22 protein-coding genes are annotated in these 24,215 nt (G+C 53.8%); 16 read left to right on the forward strand and 6 right to left on the reverse strand.

Annotated elements, in window-relative coordinates; all coding sequences use genetic code 11:
• Nucleotides 1-5 precede the first annotated feature (5 nt).
• Both HHI26_RS23380 and metR read right to left on the reverse strand, forming a co-directional pair.
• Nucleotides 6-479 carry a DUF1456 family protein gene (locus HHI26_RS23380; RefSeq protein WP_133846831.1) on the reverse strand — a complete coding sequence of 158 codons (474 nt, stop codon included), beginning with the start codon at nucleotides 477-479 and terminating at the stop codon, nucleotides 6-8.
• Nucleotides 480-625: 146 nt separating this feature from the next.
• Nucleotides 626-1,564 (reverse strand): HTH-type transcriptional regulator MetR, encoded by a 939-nt coding sequence (gene metR / locus HHI26_RS23385; RefSeq protein ID WP_133846830.1) that lies wholly within the window; start codon nucleotides 1,562-1,564, stop codon nucleotides 626-628.
• Nucleotides 1,565-1,815: 251 nt separating this feature from the next.
• On the opposite strand from metR, the gene metE reads away from it, so the two are divergent.
• Nucleotides 1,816-4,089, forward strand: a complete 2,274-nt coding sequence (gene metE, locus HHI26_RS23390; protein ID WP_171149789.1) for a 5-methyltetrahydropteroyltriglutamate--homocysteine S-methyltransferase — start codon at nucleotides 1,816-1,818, stop codon at nucleotides 4,087-4,089.
• 49 nt (nucleotides 4,090-4,138) lie between these two features.
• On the opposite strand, the gene HHI26_RS23395 is transcribed toward metE, so the two are convergent.
• Nucleotides 4,139-4,975: a dienelactone hydrolase family protein gene (locus tag HHI26_RS23395; RefSeq protein ID WP_133846828.1), complete on the reverse strand. Its 837-nt coding sequence runs from the start codon at nucleotides 4,973-4,975 to the stop codon at nucleotides 4,139-4,141.
• Nucleotides 4,976-5,270: 295 nt separating this feature from the next.
• Between HHI26_RS23395 and udp the strand changes: the two genes are divergently transcribed.
• The 9 genes from udp (at nucleotide 5,271) to tatD (ending at nucleotide 13,356) form a co-directional block, all read left to right on the forward strand.
• Nucleotides 5,271-6,032, forward strand: a complete 762-nt coding sequence (udp, locus tag HHI26_RS23400) for a uridine phosphorylase (RefSeq protein ID WP_133846827.1) — start codon at nucleotides 5,271-5,273, stop codon at nucleotides 6,030-6,032.
• A gap of 176 nt (nucleotides 6,033-6,208) precedes the next feature.
• On the forward strand, nucleotides 6,209-7,744 hold the full coding sequence (gene rmuC, locus HHI26_RS23405) for a DNA recombination protein RmuC (protein ID WP_133846826.1): 1,536 nt from the start codon (nucleotides 6,209-6,211) through the stop codon (nucleotides 7,742-7,744).
• 74 nt (nucleotides 7,745-7,818) lie between these two features.
• On the forward strand, nucleotides 7,819-8,574 hold the full coding sequence (gene ubiE, locus HHI26_RS23410) for a bifunctional demethylmenaquinone methyltransferase/2-methoxy-6-polyprenyl-1,4-benzoquinol methylase UbiE (RefSeq protein ID WP_133846825.1): 756 nt from the start codon (nucleotides 7,819-7,821) through the stop codon (nucleotides 8,572-8,574).
• A 12-nt stretch (nucleotides 8,575-8,586) separates the two neighbouring features.
• Nucleotides 8,587-9,192 carry an SCP2 domain-containing protein gene (locus tag HHI26_RS23415; RefSeq protein WP_159338547.1) on the forward strand — a complete coding sequence of 202 codons (606 nt, stop codon included), beginning with the start codon at nucleotides 8,587-8,589 and terminating at the stop codon, nucleotides 9,190-9,192.
• Nucleotides 9,189-10,826 (forward strand): ubiquinone biosynthesis regulatory protein kinase UbiB, encoded by a 1,638-nt coding sequence (ubiB, locus tag HHI26_RS23420; RefSeq protein WP_133846823.1) that lies wholly within the window; start codon nucleotides 9,189-9,191, stop codon nucleotides 10,824-10,826. The genes HHI26_RS23415 and ubiB overlap by 4 nt, the downstream gene beginning before the upstream one ends.
• A gap of 116 nt (nucleotides 10,827-10,942) precedes the next feature.
• Nucleotides 10,943-11,191, forward strand: coding sequence for a twin-arginine translocase TatA/TatE family subunit (tatA, locus tag HHI26_RS23425; protein ID WP_133846885.1), 249 nt, complete (start codon nucleotides 10,943-10,945; stop codon nucleotides 11,189-11,191).
• Between the two features lie 3 nt (nucleotides 11,192-11,194).
• Nucleotides 11,195-11,728: a Sec-independent protein translocase protein TatB gene (gene tatB, locus HHI26_RS23430; RefSeq protein ID WP_133846822.1), complete on the forward strand. Its 534-nt coding sequence runs from the start codon at nucleotides 11,195-11,197 to the stop codon at nucleotides 11,726-11,728.
• Between the two features lie 2 nt (nucleotides 11,729-11,730).
• Nucleotides 11,731-12,495, forward strand: a complete 765-nt coding sequence (gene tatC, locus HHI26_RS23435) for a Sec-independent protein translocase subunit TatC (protein ID WP_133846821.1) — start codon at nucleotides 11,731-11,733, stop codon at nucleotides 12,493-12,495.
• 81 nt (nucleotides 12,496-12,576) lie between these two features.
• A complete protein-coding gene (tatD, locus tag HHI26_RS23440) occupies nucleotides 12,577-13,356 on the forward strand; it encodes a 3'-5' ssDNA/RNA exonuclease TatD (protein WP_133846820.1) in 780 nt (259 codons plus the stop codon).
• Between the two features lie 38 nt (nucleotides 13,357-13,394).
• Here tatD and rfaH read toward each other — a convergent pair whose 3' ends face one another.
• Nucleotides 13,395-13,880: a transcription/translation regulatory transformer protein RfaH gene (rfaH, locus tag HHI26_RS23445; protein WP_167864787.1), complete on the reverse strand. Its 486-nt coding sequence runs from the start codon at nucleotides 13,878-13,880 to the stop codon at nucleotides 13,395-13,397.
• A gap of 328 nt (nucleotides 13,881-14,208) precedes the next feature.
• Between rfaH and ubiD the strand changes: the two genes are divergently transcribed.
• Both ubiD and fre read left to right on the forward strand, forming a co-directional pair.
• Nucleotides 14,209-15,693 (forward strand): 4-hydroxy-3-polyprenylbenzoate decarboxylase, encoded by a 1,485-nt coding sequence (ubiD, locus tag HHI26_RS23450; RefSeq protein ID WP_133846818.1) that lies wholly within the window; start codon nucleotides 14,209-14,211, stop codon nucleotides 15,691-15,693.
• A gap of 45 nt (nucleotides 15,694-15,738) precedes the next feature.
• Complete coding sequence (gene fre / locus HHI26_RS23455; RefSeq protein ID WP_133846817.1) at nucleotides 15,739-16,437, forward strand: NAD(P)H-flavin reductase; 699 nt, start codon at nucleotides 15,739-15,741, stop codon at nucleotides 16,435-16,437.
• A gap of 47 nt (nucleotides 16,438-16,484) precedes the next feature.
• Here fre and fadA read toward each other — a convergent pair whose 3' ends face one another.
• Together fadA and fadB are read right to left on the reverse strand one after the other, a co-directional pair.
• On the reverse strand, nucleotides 16,485-17,648 hold the full coding sequence (fadA, locus tag HHI26_RS23460; protein ID WP_133846816.1) for an acetyl-CoA C-acyltransferase FadA: 1,164 nt from the start codon (nucleotides 17,646-17,648) through the stop codon (nucleotides 16,485-16,487).
• A 10-nt stretch (nucleotides 17,649-17,658) separates the two neighbouring features.
• Nucleotides 17,659-19,845: a fatty acid oxidation complex subunit alpha FadB gene (gene fadB, locus HHI26_RS23465; protein WP_159338549.1), complete on the reverse strand. Its 2,187-nt coding sequence runs from the start codon at nucleotides 19,843-19,845 to the stop codon at nucleotides 17,659-17,661.
• 186 nt (nucleotides 19,846-20,031) lie between these two features.
• Between fadB and pepQ the strand changes: the two genes are divergently transcribed.
• From pepQ to hemG, 4 genes are read left to right on the forward strand one after another with little or no spacing between them, the layout of a single operon-like run.
• Complete coding sequence (gene pepQ, locus HHI26_RS23470) at nucleotides 20,032-21,363, forward strand: Xaa-Pro dipeptidase (protein WP_133846814.1); 1,332 nt, start codon at nucleotides 20,032-20,034, stop codon at nucleotides 21,361-21,363.
• Complete coding sequence (locus HHI26_RS23475) at nucleotides 21,363-21,974, forward strand: IMPACT family protein (RefSeq protein ID WP_133846813.1); 612 nt, start codon at nucleotides 21,363-21,365, stop codon at nucleotides 21,972-21,974. Before pepQ ends, HHI26_RS23475 begins: the two co-directional genes overlap by 1 nt.
• Before the next feature lie 28 nt (nucleotides 21,975-22,002).
• A complete protein-coding gene (trkH, locus tag HHI26_RS23480; RefSeq protein WP_133846812.1) occupies nucleotides 22,003-23,454 on the forward strand; it encodes a Trk system potassium transporter TrkH in 1,452 nt (483 codons plus the stop codon).
• Between the two features lie 14 nt (nucleotides 23,455-23,468).
• Nucleotides 23,469-24,005: a menaquinone-dependent protoporphyrinogen IX dehydrogenase gene (hemG, locus tag HHI26_RS23485; RefSeq protein WP_133846811.1), complete on the forward strand. Its 537-nt coding sequence runs from the start codon at nucleotides 23,469-23,471 to the stop codon at nucleotides 24,003-24,005.
• Nucleotides 24,006-24,215: the final 210 nt, after the last annotated feature.

Here is a 24,215-nt window from a genome sequence, read left to right on the forward strand (position 1 = left end):
ATCGCTTAGGCTTTCTTCACCGGACGGATTTTCATCGTCAGGCCTTTGAGGAAGTTACGCAGAATTTGATCGCCGCATTCGCGGTAATTTTTATGCCCAGGTTTACGGAAGATCGCCCCAATTTCTGACTGTCCTACCGCAAAATCGGCACTTTTCAGTAGTTCCAGAATGTCGGTGGTTTTCAGGTCGAAGGCAACACGCAGCTTCTTCATCAGGATGTTATTGGTCATCTTGCGTTCGATAGAAGGCGCAGGTGCGTCTTCACTTTTGCCACGGCGTTCAAAAATCAAACCATTCAGAAAGTAACCCATGATGACATCAGGGCAGGGGCGATAGCCGGCTTCATCCTCTTTTTTCAGGAAGCTGTGCACTTCGGCTTCTGTTACTTCGCTCTCTGCCAGCGCCAGAATGCTCACAACTTTAGCATCGCTTAAATTCAGCATGTAACGCACGCTGCGCAGGACATCGTTATTGGTCATAGGGACTCTCTGTAGTGAAACAATTGCAGTGAGTGCAGTATAACTCGTCGTCCCTCAGGGTGCATCTGCGTTAGCGGCGTGCGCTGCCCTGAGTCACGAGCGCGGGTCAGCGTGTAACGCCAGTAGTCGACTGGCTGCCGTGCATGCTAAGGATGGCTGATGGAAGGATGTGGCACGCCAGGACGGGATGCATCACGAACCCGAGGCAGATGATCGCAGGCGTGCTGGCGGGCGGAACGAATAAAGGCTTCGACTACAGGCTGACGCTGTTCACCGTCGCGCACTGCCGCATACAGGCGGCTCCAAAGGCCCTCTCCCAGCGTTTTCGTTACCACCAGTCCCTGATGCTCAAAACTCTCCACTACCCAGTGTGGCAGCGCAGCAATCCCCATCTGTGCAGACACCATCTGAATCAGCAGTAGCGTGTTGTCTACGCTTTTCAACGTTGGGCTGACATCGGCCGGCTGTAAGAAATGACGCCAGATATCCAGGCGTTGGCGCTGAACCGGATAAATCATCAGCACCTCACTGGCCAGGTCTTCCGGTGAAATATGCGCCTTTTGCGCCAGGGGATGATCCGGTGCCAGCACCAGGCGGACTTCGAAATCAAACATAGGTGAATAAAACAGCCCACTGCGCGGCAGAATATCGGAGGTCAGTACCACATCCAGCTCTCCCTGTTGCAGGGCGGGCTGCGGGTCAAATGTCATCCCCGATTTGAAATCCATCACCACCTGCGGCCAGCTCTTGCGGAAATTGTTCAGCGCCGGGGTCAGCCACTGAATACAACTGTGGCATTCAATAGCGATGCGCAATGTGGTCTGGTGCGGTTCATGGCAGGCCTGCAATGCCTGCTGGATTTGCGGCAGCACCTGTTCCGCCAGTTGCAGCAAAATTTCTCCCTGTGGCGTGAAACGCAGCGGCTGGCTTTTACGTACAAACAGCCGGAACCCCAGACGTTGCTCCAGGTCGCTGAACTGATGAGATAACGCTGACTGCGTTTGATGAAGCTGGGCCGCCGCCGCCGCCAGTGAACCTGTCGTTCGCAACGCTTGCAGCGTCCGCAGGTGTTTAAGTTCGATCATGAGAGTCCTTCACATCGACAGTGAATATTTTGCGCTTGTGGTTGATACAGTACCTGCACAATATAGCGGTGTAAACATCTGGACGTCTAAATGATTCGCTGATGAGTTTACTTGTCATTTTACATCCCGGGCAGTGCTCAGAATCCTCACGTACTTCAGTACGCTCCGGTTCTTGCGCGCTGGCTGTGTGCACACTGACATCAGCCAATTTTGATGGTCCCGGTAAAGAACAATTTAACGAGGCACAACTGATGACTATTCTGAACCACATTCTCGGATTTCCCCGCGTTGGTCTGCGTCGCGAACTGAAAAAAGCGCAGGAAAGCTACTGGGCGGGCACCACCAGCCAGGACGATCTGCTGACGACTGGCCGTGAACTTCGTGCACGCCACTGGCAACAGCAGAAAGACGCAGGTGTGAATCTGCTGCCGGTCGGTGACTTCGCCTGGTACGATCACGTGCTGACCACCAGCCTGATGCTGGGTAACGTACCCGCGCGCCACCAGAATAAAGAGGGCTCAGTTGACCTCGATACGTTGTTCCGTCTTGGTCGTGGCCGCGCTCCGACCGGTGAACCCGCCGCCGCCGCAGAAATGACCAAATGGTTTAACACCAACTATCACTACATGGTGCCTGAATTTGTTCAGGGTCAGCAGTTCAAACTGACCTGGACCCAACTGCTGGACGAAGTCGACGAAGCGCTGGCGCTGGGCCACAAAATTAAACCTGTCTTACTGGGCCCGGTAACTTATCTTTGGCTGGGCAAAGTGAAAGGGGATCAGTTTGATCGCCTGAGCCTGTTGAAAGACATCCTGCCAGTTTACCAGCAGGTGCTGGCCGAACTGGCTAAACGCGATATCGAATGGGTGCAGATTGACGAGCCCGCGCTGGCGCTGGAACTGCCTGCCGAGTGGTTAGCTGCTTTCAAATCCGCCTATGCTGCATTGCAGGGGCACAGCAAGCTGTTGCTGACCACCTATTTCGACAGTATCGGCCAGAACATTGACATCATTACGGCACTACCGGTTCAGGGGCTGCATGTGGACCTGGTCCACGGTAACGATGATATCTCTGTGCTCAACAGCAAAGTACCGGCAAGCTGGTTGCTGTCAGTCGGGGTGATTAACGGTCGTAACATCTGGCGTGCGGATCTGAGCCGCTGGTTTGAGCGTCTGCAGCCGCTGAGCGCTGCCCGTAAACAGCTGTGGATCGGTTCTTCCTGCTCACTGCTGCACAGCCCGATCGACCTGAGCGTGGAAACCCGTCTGGATGATGAAGTAAAAAGTTGGTTCGCCTTTGCCCTGCAAAAGTGTGCTGAACTGTCACTGCTGAGCAATGCGCTGAACAACAACGATCCGGCGTCACTGGAGGCCTGGAGTGCGCCCATTCGCGCCCGTAAACACTCCACCCGTGTTCACAATGCGGCCGTTGGCGAGCGTCTGGCCGGGATTACTGCCAAAGACAGCCAGCGTAACAGCAGCTACCTGGTGCGTGCTGAAGCACAACGTCAGCGTTTCCAGTTGCCCGCCTGGCCCACCACCACTATCGGCTCTTTCCCGCAAACCACCGAAATTCGTGGCCTGCGCCTTGATTTCAAACAAGGGCGTCTGGACGGCAATCACTACCGTACCGGCATCGCTGAACATATTAAGCAGGCCATTGCTGAGCAAGAGCGTTTAGGTCTGGACGTGCTGGTGCACGGCGAAGCGGAACGTAATGACATGGTGGAATATTTCGGTGAAAACCTGGATGGCTTTATCTTTACGCAGAATGGCTGGGTACAGAGCTACGGTTCGCGCTGTGTGAAACCGCCGGTGATTATCGGTGACGTCAGCCGCCCGCAAGCCATTACCGTTGAGTGGGCGAAGTATGCGCAGTCTCTGACCGACAAGCCGGTCAAAGGCATGCTGACCGGGCCAGTGACGATCCTGTGCTGGTCATTCCCACGTGAAGATGTGTCTCGCGAAACCATCGCAAAACAGATTGCCCTGGCACTGCGTGACGAAGTGGAAGATCTGGAAAAAGCCGGTATCGGTATCATCCAGATTGACGAACCTGCACTGCGCGAAGGTTTACCGCTGCATCGCTCCGACTGGGCTGCCTATCTGAAGTGGGCTGTGGATGCCTTCCGTTTAAACGCCGCCGTGGCGCAGGATGACACTCAGATTCACACCCACATGTGTTACTGCGAGTTCAACGACATCATGGATTCGATCGCTGCACTGGATGCCGATGTGATCACCATCGAAACCTCACGCTCGGATATGGAACTGCTGGAGTCGTTTGAAGAGTTCGACTACCCGAATGAAATCGGTCCCGGCGTTTACGATATTCACTCGCCAAACGTTCCGAGCGTGGAGTGGATGGAAGCACTGCTGCTGAAAGCGGCACAACGGATCCCGACTGAACGTCTGTGGGTTAACCCGGATTGTGGTCTGAAAACGCGTGGCTGGACAGAAACACGTCAGGCTCTGGCAAACATGGTGAAAGCGGCCCAGAACCTGCGCAGCACGCAAAAAGCCTGATGACGATGTTGTTGCTGATCATAAAGGGGCGCCAAGAGGCGCCCCTTTTTTATGCTTTTGGCGCCACGCCATGCTGTTTAAACCATGCCAGCATCCGTTGCCAGCCATCCTGAGCAGACTCCGCGTGATAGCTGGGACGATAATCCGCATTAAAGGCGTGCCCGGCATCGGGGTAAACGATAATCTCAGCGTCAGCATTCGCCGCACGCAGCGCCTGGCGCATGGTCTCCACGCTCTCCAGCGGGATACCGTCATCTTTGCCGCCGTAAAGGCCCAGGACCGGCGAATTCAGATCCACGGCAATATCCACCGGATGCTTCTGCTGCTTCATGGTTTTTTCACCCACCAGCTTGCCATACCAGGCGACCGCGGCTTTTAGCTGCGGATTGTGCGCGGCATACAGCCAGGTGATACGTCCGCCCCAGCAAAAACCGGTGGCAGCCATGTTGCGCATATCCCCGCCATGACGGGACGCCCAGTTTGCCACGTGGTCGAGATCGGCCAGTACCTGGCTGTCCGGGACCTTGCTGACGAGGTCATTGAACAGGGTGGAGATGTCGGTGTAATCCGCAGGATCACCCTGGCGGAAATAGAGTTCTGGCGCCACCGCCAGATAGCCTTCACTGGCCAGACGACGACAAATATCCCGGATATGTTCATGTACGCCAAAGATCTCCTGGACCACCAGCACTACCGGCAACAGCCCTTCGGCATGGCGCGGTTTCGCATGGAAAGCCGGCATGTTCTCACCCTGAGTAGGAATGGACGTCTCACCTGAAATAATATCGGTACTGTCAGTGATAATCGTGGTGGCTGCGGCAGGACCTGTTGCGGGTGCAAACCCTTTATTGCTCGATTCTTGCGTCGTGTTATCGTCGGTTTTCATTATCCTCTCCGTGCATGCACAAGTACGATCGGCATTCAGGGTTTAACTATAGCCCGTAATGCGATGGGATCAGGTTTCACTACGGGCTATCTCTATCACCAGATAGCCCTGAACCACAGGCCCGGATGTGTGAAAGTGCCATGATCGGATTTAATAATGTGACATCCATCACTTTTTACAATGTAATCAATGCAATTTTCATTTGTATTATCGATGTTAATCACATAAATGTTCGCCGGATTTCCTTACAGTAGCATCCCGTTAACTATCCCTCTTCCCGTGAAAGGAGTTTGAAATGGCACAGTCTGACGTTTTCCATCTTGGCTTAACGAAAGCCGATCTTCAGGGCGCCACACTGGCCATCGTGCCGGGCGACCCGGAGCGCGTGAAGAAAATTGCCGCCCTGATGGACAATCCGGTTCATCTGGCATCGCATCGTGAATTCACCACCTGGCGTGCCGAGTTATCCGGTAAACCCGTGATTGTCTGCTCAACAGGTATTGGTGGCCCGTCCACCTCGATTGCCGTGGAAGAACTGGCTCAGCTTGGAGTACGTACTTTCCTGCGCGTGGGAACCACCGGCGCGATCCAGCCTGATATCAACGTCGGTGACGTGCTGGTGACCACGGGGTCTGTGCGTCTTGATGGCGCCAGCCTGCACTTTGCTCCGCTGGAGTTCCCGGCTGTGGCGGACTTTACCTGCACCACGGCGCTGGTCGACGCGGCTAAAGCGGCTGGTGCGACCACCCATATTGGCATTACCGCCTCGTCAGACACCTTCTATCCGGGCCAGGAGCGTTATGACACCTTCTCCGGACGGGTGGTCAGCCGCTTCCAGAACTCGATGAAAGAGTGGCAGCAGATGGGCGTACTGAACTACGAAATGGAATCTGCCACGCTGCTCACCATGTGTGCCAGCCAGGGGCTGCGTGCCGGGATGGTGGCAGGGGTTATCGTCAACCGCACCCAGCAGGAAATCCCGGATGCAGAAACCATGAAACGCACCGAGAGCGATGCGGTGAAGATTGTGGTTGAGGCTGCCCGCCGTCTGATCTAATCGTTTTTCTTCTGGCCGTGCTCACGCACGGCCTGCAATGCCTTTTCCCGCCGTGAAAAAATTCAGATCCTCCTCGATATTCCCTCCCTAAGCTGCCCGTTCACTGCTTTTTGTCTGGACATTCATACAGTGCACCTCTATTTTTCCCCTGTCAGGGTTTCAGCAGGAGAAGCAGGGTGGATGCAACAATCGTATATGGTGCCGGTATTGGTCTGGTTGGGTTGCTGGCGGGCTGGTTAATCGCCGGGATCCGCAGCCAGCAGCAGCTGGCCAACGGCGAAACTGAGCGGCGTTTGCTTCAGCAGTCGGTGGAACTGGCGGAATCTGAACGCCAGCGTCAGCAGCAGCAGCTGGATGCCCAGCTCCTGACGCAAAAACAGAATGAGCAGGAATTGCGTCAGCTGCACGGTTCACTGGCAGCGGCCGGAGAGAAGCTGCACCAGCTTGATCACTGGCGTGGTGAAACTGAGCAGCTCAATCGTGAGCTGCGCAATCAGCTGGAGATCAATGCCTCGCAGGAGGCTGAACTGCGCGAAGTTACCATCCGCCTGGAAGAGACGCGCATGGCGGCGGAAGAGAAGCAGCGGCTGCTGGTGAACAGTGAGCAGCGCCTTAACGCGCAGTTTGAAAATCTGGCGAACCGCATCTTTGAAAACAGTGGCCGCCGGGTGGATGAACAAAATCGTCAGAGCCTGCATGGCCTGATTACGCCGCTGCGGGAACAGCTTGAGGGCTTTCGCCGCCAGGTTCAGGAAGGATTTGGCCAGGAGGCGCGTGAACGGCACACCCTCGCGCATGAAATACGGAACCTGCAACAGCTGAATGCGCAGATGGCCCAGGAAGCGATCAACCTGACCAAGGCGCTCAAGGGAGATAACAAAACGCAGGGTAACTGGGGAGAAGTGATCCTCAGCCGGGTGCTGGAAGCTTCCGGTTTGCGTGAAGGCCATGAATACGAAACGCAGGTTAACATCCAGCTTGAGCAAAATGGGCGAATGCAGCCTGACGTGATCGTACGCCTGCCGCAGGGCAAGGATGTGGTGATTGACGCCAAAATGACGCTGGTGGCCTATGAGCGCTATTTTAACGGTGATGATGACGCAGCGCGTGAACTGGCAATCACTGAGCATATCGCTGCGATCCGTGGGCACTTACGCCTGCTAAGCCGAAAAGATTACCAACAATTACCGGGTTTACGCTCGCTGGATTATGTGTTGATGTTTATCCCGGTGGAACCCGCTTTCCTGCTGGCCATCGACAGACAGCCAGAGCTGATCAACGAGGCGTTGAACCAGAACATCATGCTGGTCAGCCCGACCACCTTGCTGGTGGCGCTGCGCACCATCAATAATCTGTGGCGCTATGAGCACCAGAGTCGTCACGCCCAGCGTATTGCCGATCGTGCCGCCCGGCTCTATGACAAAATGCGTCTTTTTGTCGATGATATGAGTGCCATCGGCCAGAACCTTGATAAGGCTCAGGATAGCTATCGACAGGCAATGAAAAAATTGTCCGAAGGTCGGGGCAATCTGATTGCTCAGACAGAAGGGTTCCGCCAGATGGGGGTTGAAGTGAAGCGTCCGATTAACCCAAGACTGGTGGAACAGGCATTACCAGAAGCTGATGACGATGTGGATGACGATGATGATATGCCGCCTGTAGAAAAGGCGGAATATTCGCCGGATGCAGTATCACGCCGTATCAATGAATAAGCGTGCGGCCAGTGCCTGGCCTGCGTGACTCTGGTACACTTGGCAAATATTTGATTGTAGAGCAGGCAAAACAAATGGCAGATGAATCAAAGGACACAACCCACTTCGGCTACCGCACCGTTGCGAAAGACGAAAAGGCCGATATGGTTGCTGATGTTTTCCATTCCGTTGCGGCCAAATATGATCTGATGAATGACCTGATGTCATTCGGCATTCACCGCATCTGGAAGCGTTTTACCATTGATTCCAGCGGCGTGCGCCGTGGGCAACGCGTTCTCGATCTGGCGGGTGGCACGGGTGACCTCACGGCGAAATTCTCGCGCCTGGTGGGTGAAACCGGTGAAGTCGTGCTGGCCGATATCAACAGCTCAATGCTGAAAGTGGGCCGTGAAAAGCTGCGCAATAAAGGCATTATCGGCAACGTGAATTATGTGCAGGCCAACGCCGAAGCACTGCCGTTTCCTGATAACTATTTTGACTGCATCACTATCGCTTTCGGTCTGCGTAATGTGACTGAAAAAGAAAAAGCGCTGGCGTCCATGTTCCGTGTGCTGAAGCCGGGTGGGCGTTTGCTGGTACTGGAGTTTTCCAAGCCGCAGTTCGCACCGTTGAGCAAAGCGTACGATGCCTATTCATTCCATATTTTGCCGCGCATTGGTGAAATGGTCGCGAAAGACGCAGGCAGCTATCGCTATCTGGCAGAGTCCATCCGTATGCATCCCGATCAGGACACTCTGAAACAGATGATGAATGACGTTGGCTTTGAAAACACCACGTATCACAATCTGACGGGCGGCATTGTTGCCTTGCACCGCGGATTTAAGTTTTAAGCAGGGAAACGAATGACATTAACGCCGCTATTAACCGCCAGTCTGGAGACCGCACTTAACCATTTGCTGTACCGCGATCGTGGCCTTAAGGCGGCGCGTCAACGTCTCAATGGTCGCAGCCTGGCGATCGTGCTGGCCGAGCTCAAGCAGCCGATTATCTTCATTTTCAGTGAACAGCAGGTGGACGTGATTGGCGAATGGAGTGATACACCGGATTGTACGGTGAAGACGCGCTTTGCCACGCTGTCAAAACTGCGTGATCGGCAGCAACTGACGACACTTATTCGCAGCGGTGAGCTGGAAGTTGAAGGTGACCTTCAGGTTGTGCAGCAGTTTTCGGCCCTGCTGGACCTGGCAGAACTGGACCCGGCAGAGTATCTTGCGCCCTGGATCGGTGATATCGCCGCCCAGGGCATCACGCAGTTCGCCCGACGTGGTTTCAACGCGGTCCGCCGTGATGTGCAGCGTAAACAGAGTTATCTGTCACAAACGGTGACGGAAGAGTGGCGTCTGGCACCGGGTTCGCTTGAGCTGGTGTGGTTTGCTGAAGAAGTGGATGCGCTGTCCCGTTCGCTGGATGCGTTAGATGCTCGCCTTAGCCAGCTGGAGGTCAAATGACCTTCGGTGAACTGCGTCGTCTCTATCTGATTATTCGTGTGTTCCTCAGCTACGGTCTTGATGAACTGATCCCGAAAATGCGCCTGACTCTGCCGTTACGGCTGGGGCGTAAATGCCTGTTCTGGATGCCTAACCGCCATAAAGACAAGCCATTGGGCGAGCGTTTACGCTTGTCTCTGGAGCAGTTAGGGCCGGTGTGGATTAAGTTTGGGCAAATGATGTCGACCCGTCGGGACCTGTTTCCGCCGTTGATCGCTGATCAGCTAGCGATGTTGCAGGATCGCGTCGCGCCATTTGATGGGGCTAAAGCGCTTAAACTGATCGAACAGTCGCTGGGTGCGCCTATCGACACCCAGTTCGATGATTTCAATATTGTCCCGCTGGCTTCTGCCTCTATCGCCCAGGTACATACTGCAACCCTGAAAGAGAACGGCCGTGAAGTGGTGATCAAGGTGATCCGCCCGGACATTTTGCCGGTGATTAAAGCGGATATGCGATTGATTTACCGCCTGGCGCGCTGGGTGCCGCGTTTGTTACCTGATGGTCGCCGTCTGCGTCCACGCGAAGTGGTGGCGGACTATGAAAAAACACTGCTCGACGAGCTGAACCTGCTGCGCGAAGCCGCCAATGCTATCCAGCTGCGACGTAACTTTGATAGCAGCAAGATGCTGTACATACCGGAAGTCTTTTCAGATTACTGCAGTGAAAATATGATGGTGATGGAGCGTATTTACGGTATTCCCATCTCCGATGTGGTGACGCTGGAGCAGCATGGCGTCAACATGAAGCTGCTGGCCGAGCGTGGCGTACAGGTCTTCTTTACCCAGGTGTTCCGTGACAGCTTTTTCCATGCGGATATGCACCCCGGTAACATCTTCGTCAGCTATGAACATCCGGAAGATCCGCAATATATTGGCATTGACTGCGGTATTGTTGGCTCTCTGAACAAAGAAGATAAACGCTATCTGGCAGAGAATTTCATTGCCTTCTTTAATCGCGACTACCGTAAGGTGGCCGAGCTGCACGTGGATTCCGGCTGGGTGCCGCCCGATACCAATGTGGAAGATTTCGAATTCGCCATTCGCACAGTGTGCGAACCGATTTTTGAGAAACCGCTGGCCGAAATTTCGTTCGGACATGTGCTACTTAACCTGTTCAACACGGCACGTCGCTTTAATATGGAAGTGCAGCCTCAACTGGTTCTGCTGCAAAAAACCTTGCTGTACGTTGAAGGGGTGGGTCGCCAGCTCTATCCACAGCTGGATTTGTGGAAAACGGCCAAGCCTTTCCTGGAAGACTGGATTAAAGACCAGGTAGGGATTCCTGCCATTGTGCGTGCGTTGAAAGAAAAAGCGCCGTTCTGGGCAGAAAAATTGCCTGAGCTGCCAGAGCTATTTTATGACAGCCTGCGTCAGCATAAGCATTTGCGCCACAGTGTTGATCGCCTGGCTAACGATCTGAAAGGAGAGCGTGCAAAGCAGCATCAGTCGCGCTATCTGTTTGGTGTCGGTGCTACATTGCTGCTCAGTGGGACGGCAATCCTGCTGTCACGTCCTGAATGGGATATGTTCTCTGCCGGGCTGATGGCCGCAGGCGTTGTTGCCTGGCTGGTGGGCTGGCGCAGAACAAACTGATTGTCATGAAAGGTAAATAGGCAGTTTATTGCGCAAGGGGCAAGGTTTGCGCATCGTAAGTAAGACATAAGCTGTTATATACTCGAAATCCGCATCACTTATTGTTATCAGAGGTAATCATGGGTATTACACTTCCACACTTGTTGATCATCGCGGTACTGGTGATTCTGTTGTTTGGCACCAAAAAACTGCGCTCACTGGGTTCTGACCTCGGTTCGTCGATCAAAGGCTTTAAAAAAGCCATGAGCGATGAAGACGACAAAGAAAAAAACCATGCTCATGATGATGCTGACTTCAATGCCAAACTGGCTGAACCGCAGCAGACTGAAGCGAAGAAAGAAGACGTCAAGAACGACAAGGTGTAATCCGTGTTCGACATAGGCTTTGGTGAACTGGTACTGGTATTCGTTATTGGCCTGGTGGTATTGGGTCCGCAGCGTTTACCTGTTGCAGTCAGAACGGTGATGGGCTGGATTCGCGCAATGCGTTCTCTGGCAACCAGCGTTCAGAATGAGCTGGCCCAGGAACTGAAAATTCAGGAACTGCAGGACGGCCTGAAAAAAATTGAACAGGCCAGCAAAGACAGTCTCTCCCCTGAACTGAAAGCGACGGTCGATGAGCTGAAACAGACGGCTGATTCAATGAAGCGCTCCTACTTGGGCGAAAATGAAAAAGCGGATGACGAAGCTCATACTATCCATAATCCGTTGGTGAAAGATCCGCAAGAATCGCATGATGGTGCCACGCCAGCGGCAGCGGATCACCAGGCAAGTGCGCCTGCACAGGCACCTGTCACGGTGACGCAATCTGCCTCGTCAATGCCATCTGAATCGAAACAGCCGCCAGCGTCTTCCGCTCCGCGTGCACCCGTGCCACCCCTACAACCAGGCGATGAACGTTAAATATGGCTGTTGATGATACCCAACCGCTTATCAGTCATCTGATTGAGCTACGTAAGCGCCTGTTGAACAGCATTATTGCTGTTCTGGCCATTTTTCTGTGCCTGGTGTATTTTTCCAACGATATTTATCAACTTGTCTCGGCGCCATTGATCAAGCAATTGCCCGCCGGGGCCAGTATGATCGCTACGGATGTCGCCTCTCCTTTTCTGGCACCGATTAAGCTGACAATCATTGTCTCTTTGTTCCTGTCAGTGCCGGTTATCCTCTACCAGGTGTGGGCTTTTGTGGCGCCCGCGTTGTATCGCCATGAACGCAGGCTGGTTATGCCCCTGCTGTTTTCCAGTTCATTCCTATTCTACCTGGGGATGGCTTTCGCCTACTTTATTGTCTTCCCGCTGGCGTTTAGTTTCTTTGCCAAGACCGCGCCCCAGGGAGTGACGATTGCCACCGACATTAATAACTATCTCGATTTTGTGATGACGTTATTTATGGCATTTGGTGTGTCGTTCGAAGTACCGATTGCTATCGTTCTGCTGTGCTGGACCGGGGTAACAACGCCAGAAGATTTGCGTGCGAAGCGCCCGTATGTGCTGGTAGGTGCATTTGTCGTGGGCATGTTACTGACGCCGCCGGATATCTTCTCCCAGACGTTGCTGGCCATTCCGATGTACTGCCTGTTTGAAGTCGGTGTTTTTGTTTCCCGCTTCTACGTGGGTAAAAACCGTCGAGATGATGAAGACGAAGTACAGGACGCGGAATCGGAGTAACGATGCGCGAACGGCTGCCACCGGCAGAACAATCTGAATAAATTAACCGCCCGTCAGGGCGGTTACTGTATGGAAGAGACTATGTTTGATATTGGTGTAAACCTGACCAGCACGCAGTTCGCGAAAGATCGCGAAAAAGTCGTTAAACGTGCGCGTGAAGCGGGTGTCACCGGCATGTTGATTACGGGCACCAATGCGCTGGAAAGTCAGCAGGCTTGCAGCCTTGCACAGCAGCATCCGAAGTATTGCTGGTCAACCGCTGGCGTTCATCCCCATCATGCCAGCGAGTGGTCGGGAGAAACGGCTGCTACGCTGCGTCGACTGGCAGAAAACGAGCGGGTTGTCGCTATTGGGGAGTGTGGCCTCGATTTTAACCGTAACTTTTCTGAGCCGGAACAGCAGGCTTACGCCTTTGAAGCCCAGCTCGCTTTGGCCGCCGAATTATCACTGCCTGTGTTTCTGCACTGCCGGGAAGCCCATGAGCGGTTTATTGCGATCCTGACGCCGTGGTTACCTAAGCTACCAGCGGCTGTATTGCACTGCTTTACCGGGACACGTGAAGAGCTGGAAGCCTGTCTGGCAGTGGGATTATCTATCGGAATTACCGGATGGGTGTGCGATGAGCGAAGAGGACAGGCGCTGCGCGAGTTGATGCCGTTGATCCCGGCAGAACGTCTGTTGCTGGAAACGGATGCGCCCTGGTTGCTCCCGCGTGATATGCACCCACGTCCGGCATCGCGCCGCAATGAACCCTGTTTTTTACCGCATATTGTTCAACAGGTGGCACTACTGCGTGGGGAAGATGCGGGTGAACTGGCAGAGCAAACGGCGTTAAACGCACGAAAACTGTTTGGTCTGTGAGACGCCCTGGGGCTATTTTTGCCTCTGAATGATGCGTATTACAGCTTCTGAAACTGGCGGTTGCCCACACTGCGTACCACCTGTTTATTTAACAGGTTCAGTAGCAGCATAGATCGGGCTTCACCGTCAGGTTCAGTGAATATCGCCTGCAACCCTTCAAATGCACCCTCGGTAATAATTACCGTATCGCCTGGCTGCGGCAGCTCACTTTCTACGACGGTTTCGATAGGGCTTTGCAACGCGACAATCACATCCAGCGGGACGGTGGCGGGCTGGGTACCAAAACGGACAAAATGGCTGACCCCACGCGTTGCGCTGATGGTTGTGGTGTGAATGGATTCAGGATCGAACTCAATAAACAGATAATTAGGGAATAACGGTTCATTCACCTGGGTACGTTTACCGCGCACTGTTTTCTCTAAAGCAATCATCGGGCTGAGGCAATGCACGGCCTGGCGCTCAAGGTGTTCTTTTGCGCGCAGTAACTGACCTCGTTTGCAGTAAAGTAAATACCAGGATTCCATAACATCACTTTCCAATTATCTGTCCGATAAGAATAGCAAAATCGCTCTGAGAGATATAGCGAGATTGGCGGCATCAGTCTGTTTCATCCCCCTGGCTCACAGGGTACTCCGTCATACGATAACGCTGAATTCGCCGTTATTATCGAATCAACTTGTCGCCTTACACCTGTGTCGTATCCTTATTATGCACGGTAGATCAGCCTTATTCTAATAAGCGAGTCCGCTGTGTTTTGCCGTGCGCAAGAGGCTAAACGTTGCAACAAAATTTACCCTGAGCGATGGATCGGCACTATAATGGCCGACTCACTGACCGTACTGATGGAAAGTCATGAAATACCACGACTTACGCGACTTCCTTTCTCTGCTTGAACAGCGTGGGGAATTAAAACGCATCAAACATGAGATCGATCCCGATCTGGAAATGACTGAAATTGCCGATCGCACACTGCGTGCCGGTGGTCCTGCTCTGCTGTTTGAAAACCCGAAAGGTTACAGCATGCCAGTCCTTTGCAATCTCTTTGGTACCCCGGACCGCGTGGCGCTGGGCATGGGCCAGGAGGATGTTAAAGCACTGCGTGACGTTGGCCGCCTGCTGGCCTTCCTTAAGGAGCCTGAGCCGCCGCGTGGTTTCCGCGACTTCTTCGATAAAATGCCGCAGTGGAAGCAGGTCCTGAACATGCCGACCAAACGGCTGCGCAGTGCACCTTGCCAGGAACAAATCTGGCAGGGCGATGATGTCGATCTCAGCCGTATTCCGGTGATGAAATGCTGGCCAGACGACGCAGCACCGCTGGTGACCTGGGGTCTGACCGTGACGCGCGGCCCGCTGAAAGAACGCCAGAATTTAGGCATCTATCGTCAGCAGGTGATTGGTAAAAACAAACTGATCATGCGTTGGCTCTCACACCGTGGCGGCGCACTGGATTTCCAGGATTGGTGCCAGCAGCATCCGGGCGAACGTTTTCCCGTCTCTGTTGCGCTGGGTGCCGATCCGGCCACCATTCTCGCGGCCGTCACGCCAGTGCCGGATACTCTGTCGGAATATGCTTTTGCCGGGCTGTTACGCGGCACGAAAACCGAAGTGGTTAAGTGCGTTTCCAACGATCTGGAAGTCCCTGCCAGTGCAGAAATTGTGTTGGAGGGGTACATTGAACCGGGTGAAATGGCACCGGAAGGTCCATACGGTGACCACACTGGTTACTATAATGAAGTGGATAACTTCCCGGTGTTCACCATCACGCATATTACGCAGCGCCGTGATGCGATTTATCATTCTACCTTTACCGGGCGTCCGCCGGATGAACCTGCGGTACTGGGTGTCGCGCTGAATGAAGTGTTTGTGCCGATCCTGCAAAAACAGTTTCCGGAGATTGTGGATTTCTATTTACCACCGGAAGGGTGTTCATACCGTCTTGCCGTGGTGACGATTAAGAAACAGTATGCCGGACACGCCAAACGCGTCATGATGGGTGTCTGGTCTTTCTTGCGTCAGTTTATGTATACCAAATTTGTTATCGTCTGCGATGATGACATTAATGCCCGAGACTGGAATGATGTCATATGGGCGATCACCACGCGTATGGATCCGGCCCGTGATACCGTGCTGATTGAAAATACACCGATCGACTACCTCGATTTTGCCTCGCCTGTTTCGGGTCTGGGGTCAAAAATGGGGCTTGATGCGACCAATAAATGGCCGGGTGAAACCCAGCGCGAGTGGGGTACGCCAATCCGTAAGGACCCTGCCGTTACTGCACGTATTGATGCGATCTGGGATGAGTTAGGCATCTTGAGTGATACACCAGCGCGATGAAGCGCTGGCGGTCAAATGATAATGACGACCCGACAGAGGGAACGCATGACAACCTTAAGCTGTAAAGTGACCTCAGTAGAGGCTATTACCGATACCGTGTACCGCGTACGAATGATCCCTGAAGCTGATTTTAGCTTCCAGGCGGGTCAGTATTTGATGGTGGTGATGGATGAAAACGACAAACGTCCGTTCTCACTGGCATCAACGCCGATGGAAAAAGACATTATTGAGCTGCATATTGGTGCCTCTGAGCTGAACCTCTATGCGATGGCCGTAATGGAACGTATCCAACAGCAGCGTCAGATCACCGTTGATATTCCTCATGGTGATGCATGGCTACAAGAGGGCGAACGTCCGCTGGTATTGATTGCTGGCGGCACAGGTTTCTCCTATGCGCGTTCCATTTTGCTGACAGCATTGTCGCAGCAGCCGGATCGCCATATTGCGATCTACTGGGGTGGGCGCGAGCTGAAACACCTGTACGATCTGGATGAACTGAACGCCCTGGCGATTAAGCACCCGAACCTGAGCGTTATTCCGGTGGTCGAGCAACCTGAAGAGGGCTTTACCGGCCGTAATGGCACCGTTCTGACCGCTGTCATGCAGGATTATGGCTCTCTTGCCGATCACGATATCTACATAGCTGGTCGTTTTGAGATGGCTAAAATCGCCCGTGAACGCTTCTGTGCTGAACGTGGTGCACAGGAATCGCGCATGTTTGGCGATGCTTTTGCCTTTATCTGATAGTAAGGGGCAGCCTGGCTGCCCCTTGTTTTTACCCGTGTTGAAAGCTAAACGCGTTCGAACACCGTTGCGATCCCCTGTCCCAACCCGATGCACATGGTGGCAAGGCCAAATTGCGCATCCCGTCGTTCCATCAGATTAAGCAGTGTGGTGCTGATACGCGCTCCTGAGCATCCCAGTGGGTGGCCTAATGCAATCGCGCCGCCATTCAGATTCACCTTCTCGTCGAGCTGATCCATTAACCCCAGATCCTTAATACAGGGCAGGGTTTGTGCCGCAAAGGCTTCATTCAATTCAAACACACCGATATCGCTGGCGTTCAGCCCGGCACGTTTCAGCGCCAGCTGTGATGCCGGAACAGGACCGTACCCCATAATTGACGGGTCACAGCCGACAACGGCCATTGCGCGGATCCGGGCTCGCGGTGTGAGGCCAGACTCCCGTGCGAGTGACTCGCTCATCACCAGCATGGCGGCTGCGCCGTCGGAGAGTGCTGAACTGCTGCCCGCCGTCACGGTACCGTTCACTGGATCAAATGCCGGGCGCAATGCTGCCAGATTTTCCACGGTGGTATCCGGGCGAATAACTTCATCGGTGTCATAGCGTTTTAATACACCATCGGCGTCATGCCCGGATACAGACACAATTTCACTGGCGAAATGCCCGGCTTCCGTTGCTGCCCAGGCGCGCTGATGGGATCGCGCGGCAAACTGATCCTGCATCTCACGACTGATACCGTGAATTTTTGCCAGCATTTCAGCCGTCAGGCCCATCATTCCCGCCGCTTTCGCGACATTGCGGCTCAGCCCGGGATGGAAGTCGACGCCGTGATTCATCGGTACGTGACCCATGTGTTCTACGCCGCCAATCAGGCAGGCGCGGGCATCGCCCACCATAATGGCGCGTGCGGCATCGTGCAGTGCCTGCATCGACGAGCCACACAGGCGGTTGACGGTGGTCGCGGGCACGCTATGAGGGATTTCCGCCAGCAGAGCCGCATTACGCGCAATATTAAATCCCTGTTCCAGCGTCTGCTGAACGCAACCCCAATAGATGTCATCCAGCAACGCGGCGTCCAGCGCAGAATTGCGGCTGAGCAGGCTACGCATCAGATGAGCTGAAAGGTCTTCGGCACGTACATGGCGAAATGCGCCACCTTTCGAACGTCCCATTGGCGTGCGAATGGCATCAACGATCACAACTTTTTCCATTTTGATTTCCTCACGCCGTTTTCAAAGAGAGATCATTCAGGGGAACCGCCAGCGGATACCAGCTTCCGCCCTGCGCTGCCTTATCCCGTAACCCGTCCGGCAGATGATAAAGCGGACCGAGTACAGTGAGCGGTTCAGCCTGAGCAACAAACTGATCGCTGCCAAGGGTGTCCAGATAGCGGAACGCGCCGCCGTGGAACGGTGGGAAGCCAAGGCCGTACACCAGCGCCATATCGGCTTCCGCCGGACTGGCAATAATGCCTTCTTCCAGACAGCGAACCACTTCGTTAATCATGGGGATCATCATGCGCGCGATAATTTCCTCATCGCTGAACACGCGTTTAGGCTGGCACACGGTCTGCAACAAACGATCGGTTTCGGCATCCGTCACCTTTTTCGCTTTACCTTTATTGTCGGTTTCCCAGCGCCAGAATCCTTGCTGGTTTTTCTGGCCGTAGCGTTTTGCTTCAAACAGGATATCGATGGCATCCCGGTACTCTTTCTTCATACGTTGCGGGAAGCCCTCTGCCATAACGCGTTGCGCATGATGCGCTGTATCGATGCCTACCACATCCAGCAGCCACGAGGGGCCCATTGGCCAGCCGAACTGTTTTTCCATCACCTTATCAACCTGACGGAAGTCGGCGCCGTCGCGCAGCAGCAGACTGAAGCCAGCGAAGTAGGGGAACAGCACGCGGTTCACAAAGAATCCTGGACAGTCATTGACGACAATCGGTGTCTTGCCCATTTTGCTGGCCCAGGCCACCACTTTGGCGATGGTGCTTTCAGCGGTTTTTTCTCCCCGGATAACCTCAACGAGTGGCATACGGGGCACCGGGTTGAAGAAGTGCATACCGCAGAAATTTTCCGGGCGGGTGAGTGCTTTAGCAAGCTGGCTGATGGGAATGGTCGAGGTGTTCGATGCCAGAATCGTATCCGGGCGAATGTGACTTTCTGTTTCGGCCAGTACGGCCGCTTTCACCTGCGGATTTTCTACTACCGCTTCTACTACCACATCAACCCGATCGAACCCCGTATAGTGAAGCGTGGGTTGAATGGTGCTGATGACTCCTGCGAGCGTCAGACCATCAATCTTGCCGCGTACCAGCTGCTTATTCAGCAGTTTTGCGGCTTCATTCATCCCCAGCGTCAGCGATGTGTCGCTGATATCTTTCATGATAACCGGCACGCCTTTCCAGGCGGACTGATAAGCGATGCCGCCGCCCATGATGCCGGCACCCAGCACGGCGGCCTGTTTTGGCGTTTCGACGTCGCGGGTCAGTTTCTTCGCTTTGGCTTTCACCGCCTGATCGTTAAGGAAAATCCCGACCAGGGCACGGGCTTCATTCGATCGTGCCAGGGGAACAAACGCAGCCGTTTCCAGTTTCAGTGCTTCATCACGTCCCAGACGTGCGGCGGCTTCAATGGTTTTCACGGCGGTCAGTGGGGCCGGATAGTGTTTCCCGGCGGTTTGCATCACCATAGCTTTGGCCGTGGTGAAACTCATTGCGGCTTCGATTTTATTCAGTTTTAGCGCTTCCAGCTTGCACTGGCGGCGTTCCCGCCACGGCTGTCGGCCGGAGATAGCTTCTTTCAACACGGATAATGCGGCGGCATCCAGTTTATCCGCAGCCACGACAGCATCTACCAGACCCACTTTCAGCGCCTGAGCGCCATCAATATCTTTACCTGCGGCAATAATCTCCAGCGCACTGTCAGCTCCCAGCAGACGTGGCAGGCGCACGGAACCGCCGAAACCTGGCATGATGCCAAGCTTCGTTTCCGGCAGGCCAATGCGGGTATCGGCAGTCGCGATACGGAAATCCGTTGCCAGCACGCATTCGCATCCGCCACCCAATGCATAACCACGGATGGCCGAAACGGTGGGGACAGGCAAATCTTCCAGCCGATTAAAGATGCTATTAGCAAAGCCCAGCCATGCTGTCAGTTTTTCTTCCGGGGCGATAAACAGTGAGAGGAATTCCGTGATATCGGCACCGACGATAAAGGCCGTTTTGCGCGAGGTTAGTAGAACGCCGCGCAGGGTGGGTTGCTGTTCCAGCACCGAGATAGCTTCACCGAGGCTGGCAACCGTCTGTGTATCCAGCTTGTTCACCGAGCCGGGCGCATCAAAAACCAGTTCGGCTATGCCGTCTTCCAGCCAGTCGAGGGATAGGGTTTCGCCTTGGTAGAGCATGTGTGTCTCCTGTGCCGCGATAAGGGGATCTGGTCATACCAGATGATCGTGAGTGTGGGATTGGTGTTGCTTATTTGCAAACGATACGTTGTCGATTTGCAAACAAGATCACAACTGCGGCAAAACGCCATACCCCTGCTGGCTGTGGTAAGATGCCGACAATTTCGTAATAACGGAGACAGGAAGATGGAGTCACTGGTTACGCTTTATCAGCAGCATGTTAAAACGTTACAGCAGCGCGCACAGCAGGTACTGGCGCGGCACAATCTTGATGCCATGCTGATTCATTCCGGGGAATTACTGACGGTATTTCTCGACGATCACACGTATCCCTTTAAGGTTAATCCTCAGTTCAAAGCCTGGGTGCCGGTCACTCAGGTGCCAAACTGCTGGCTGTGGATCGACGGTGTGAACAAACCGAAACTGTGGTTCTATTCCCCTGTTGATTACTGGCACAACGTTGAGCCTTTACCGCACAGTTTTTGGACGAGCGAAATTGACATCGTCGGCCTGAAAAGCGCGGATGACATTGGTCAGCAGTTGCCTGTGCAGCGCCAGAATGTGGCCTACATTGGCCCGGTGCCTGCACGAGCGACTCAGCTTGGATTCAGTGCCGAAGCGATTAATCCTCAGGGCGTGATCGACTTCCTGCATTATCACCGTGCTTATAAAACGGGTTATGAGCTGCACTGCCTGCGTCAGGCGCAGAAAACAGCCGTGACCGGTCATCGTGCGGCGAAAGAAGCGTTTCTGTCGGGTATGAGCGAGTTCGACATTAATGTCGCCTATCTCAGCGCGACCGGCCACCGCGATACCGATGTTCCTTATGGCAATATCATTGCCCTTAACGAACATGCAGCGGTGCTGCACTACACTAAACTCGAACATCAGCTCCCTGAACAGCGCCGCAGTTTCCTGATCGATGCAGGTGCCGAGTATAACGGCTACGCGGCAGACCTGACCCGCAGCTATGCGGCTAATGAGAAGAGCGACTATGCGCAGTTGATCCGGGATATGAACGCTGAAGAGCTGGCGTTGATTGCCACGATGAAAGCGGGCGTGCGCTATACCGAATACCATCAGCAGATGCATTACCGTATCGCCAGTCTGTTGTTGAAACACCAACTGGTGAATGGCATCAGCGCGGAAGCCATGGTGAAAGAGGATCTTACGGGGCCCTTTATGCCTCATGGCATCGGCCATCCGCTGGGCTTACAGGTGCATGACGTTGCAGGTTTTATGCAGGATGACCAGGGGACACATCTGGCCGCCCCTGCGCAGTATCCTTACCTGCGTTGTACCCGCATGCTGGAGCCTGGAATGGTGCTGACGATTGAACCGGGCATCTACTTTATCGACTCGCTGCTGGCGCCGTGGCGTGCCGGTAAGTTCAGCCAGCATTTTGACTGGGCGAAAATTGATGCGCTGAAGCCTTACGGCGGTATTCGTATTGAAGATAATGTCGTGATTCATACCAACGGCGTAGAAAATATGACTCGCGATCTGCATCTGGCCTGATGGACGCTTACGATATCCCGGCTGAACTATTCAGCTTTAGCGAAGAGATCAAGAAAAGCCGCTTTATCACGCTACTGGCACATACCGAAGGTGTGGAGGCGGCGCGGGGATTCGTACAGCAGATCAAGCAGCAGCACCCAACGGCCCGGCATCACTGCTGGGCGTTCGTTGCCGGGGCACCCGATGATTCGCAACAGTTGGGATTCTCCGACGACGGGGAGCCGTCCGGTACCGCCGGAAAACCGATGCTGGCCCAGTTAATGGGTAACAATATTGGCGAAATTACGGCGGTGGTTGTGCGTTATTATGGCGGCATCCAGCTGGGAACGGGGGGGCTGGTCAAGGCCTATGGCGGTGGCGTGCAGCAGGCGTTGCGATTACTGCCCCGCAAGGTCAAGGTTCCCATGATGCAGTTCAGCCTGATTTGCGATTATGCCCAACTGGGTGATATTGAACGGATGGTCGCACGCTTTGATGGCCAGCTGATTCATACTGAGTTCCAACAGAACATTACTCTTCACCTGGCTCTGCCTCATGCGCAGGTGGCGGGCTTCAGGCAAAATCTGTCAGACTTTAGCCGGGGCGCTTTGCACTTAGCCTCGCTCACATAACACTTCATGTCAGGAAAGGAACGGCAGAATGCATTTTCGCGCCATTACCCGCATAGTGGGTTTACTGGTCATTTTGTTCTCAGGCACCATGATTGTGCCCGGGCTGGTGGCGTTAATTTACCGCGATGGGGCAGGGCGAGCATTCACTCAGACGTTTTTCATGGCGCTGATGATTGGGACGTTACTGTGGTGGCCCAACCGTAAAAAGAAGAGCGAGCTGAAGCCACGGGAAGGGTTTCTGATCGTCGTATTGTTCTGGACGGTGCTGGGTAGTGTGGGTGCTATGCCCTTTATCTTCGCAGAGCAGCCTAATCTGTCGCTGACCGATGCCTTTTTCGAATCGTTCTCCGCTCTGACGACCACCGGAGCCACCACGTTGGTGGGGCTGGATGCATTGCCGAAGGCGATTTTGTTTTATCGCCAGATGCTGCAGTGGCTGGGGGGGATGGGGATCATCGTACTCGCCGTAGCGATCCTGCCTATTCTTGGGGTGGGGGGAATGCAGCTCTACCGTGCCGAAATGCCTGGCCCGTTGAAAGACAATAAAATGCGGCCGCGTATTGCTGAAACAGCGAAAACGCTCTGGCTGATTTATGTGCTGCTGACGATTGCCTGTGCAGTGTCGCTGTGGATGGCGGGTATGTCGTTGTTTGATGCCATTGGGCACAGTTTCTCAACTATCGCCATTGGGGGGTTCTCTACCCATGATGCCAGCATTGGCTACTTTAATAGTCCGACTATTAATACCATCATCGCCGTCTTCCTGCTGATTTCTGGCTGTAACTACGGCCTGCACTTCTCGTTACTGAGCGGGCGCAACTTACGCGTGTACTGGCGTGACCCTGAATTTCGTATGTTTATCGGCGTACAGATTACACTGGTGATTATCTGTACTCTGGTGCTGTGGTTTCATAATGTCTATCAGACAGGAATGCAGACCATTAATCAGGCTTTCTTCCAGGTGGTATCGATGGCAACCACCGCAGGTTTCACGACGGACAGCATTGCGCGCTGGCCTCTCTTTTTACCCGTATTGTTACTCTGTTCTGCTTTTATTGGTGGCTGTGCGGGTTCGACGGGCGGTGGCCTGAAGGTGATCCGTATTCTGCTGTTGTTTAAGCAAGGGTCGCGAGAACTGAAAAGGCTGGTACACCCTAATGCGGTATACACCATTAAATTGGGTAGCCGTGCGCTGCCTGAACGCATTCTTGAAGCGGTGTGGGGGTTCTTCTCTGCCTATGCATTAGTATTCATCCTCAGCATGCTGGCGATCATCGCTACTGGTGTTGATGACTTCTCTGCATTTGCGGCGGTGGCAGCAACGCTGAATAATCTTGGCCCGGGCCTTGGTGTGGTGGCGGACAACTTTACCTCAATGAATGATACCGCCAAATGGATACTGATTTTGACGATGCTGTTCGGGCGTCTTGAAGTCTTCACCTTATTAGTTTTGTTTACGCCGACATTCTGGCGTGAATAAGTGAGAGTGGAATAATGAAAGCGTTAATCCTGTTTTCCAGCCGTGATGGGCAGACCCGCGAGATTGCCTTCTATATAGCTAACCAGCTAAAGGAGGTTCGGGAGTGTGATGTGTTCAACATCCAGCTTATTAACGAGATTGACTGGGCGCAGTACGATCGGGTGATGATTGGTGCTTCTATTCGTTATGGTCACTTCCATCCAGCGGTGGCCAAATTTGTGAAAACACACCTTAATGCACTGCAGCAGCGTTCAAGTGGTTTTTTCTCGGTAAACCTGACGGCACGTAAGCCTGAGAAGCGTACACCGCAGACCAATGCTTATACTCGAAAGTTTTTGATTCAGTCGCCGTGGGAGCCTGACTGCTGTGCTGTCTTTGCGGGCGCGCTGCGGTATCCGCGCTACAGTTTCTTCGATCGCATCATGATCCAGTTGATTATGCGTATGACAAAGGGAGAAACCGATGCCAGTAAAGAAGTGGAGTATACCGACTGGCAACAAGTGGCCCGTTTTGCCCATGAATTTGCTGAATTACCGAACAAATCGCAGTAAAAAAACGCGCTTCGCTGAAAAATAACGCGCTCAGTCATTTTATTGCAATAAACACTTGTCACTCGTCGGAAACTGCCTATAATGCGCAACCACTGAGACGGCACAACGGCTTACAGCCAGCGGCTCAGGAGGTTCAGGAAGCATCTGAACCGCCGGAAAAAACTTCTCAAAAAGAAGTTGACTCCGAAGGAGGAAAGCGTAATATACGCC

Origin of the sequence: Erwinia sp. JH02, from assembly GCF_013074405.1 — a bacterium.
Taxonomy (GTDB): Bacteria; Pseudomonadota; Gammaproteobacteria; order Enterobacterales; family Enterobacteriaceae; genus Erwinia; species Erwinia rhapontici.